Source organism: Xenorhabdus entomophaga (assembly GCF_037996725.1).
GTDB classification, from domain to species: domain Bacteria; phylum Pseudomonadota; class Gammaproteobacteria; order Enterobacterales; family Enterobacteriaceae; genus Xenorhabdus; species Xenorhabdus khoisanae.
In genome coordinates this window covers 1-223 of record NZ_JBBMXH010000504.1, presented here as the reverse complement: position 1 = coordinate 223, position 223 = coordinate 1, and the positions used below count along the sequence as shown (strand labels likewise).

The window sequence follows — 223 nt, the reverse complement described above, 5'->3', positions numbered from 1 at the left end:
GGTGGCGGACACGGTATCAACACCAACAGATTCTGATTTTGTTGCTTCGATCTCCGCATCAGCCACTGGGCAATCTGTTTGTGATGATACACAGACGTTATTGTCATTATTCCAATCAAATGATGAAGTTTCAGAGCAAATTGATGTAAATGATAATCATATCGATTTGAAATTATCCAAACCCACCCGCAAAAAGCCAAAAAGTGTTGCTCCCGCAGGGAGT

General features: G+C 41.7%; 1 pseudogene. It reads left to right on the top strand.

Annotated features, from left to right (window positions below):
• Positions 1 to 223, top strand: a pseudogene (locus tag AAC854_RS24875) (hypothetical protein); the annotation flags it as partial.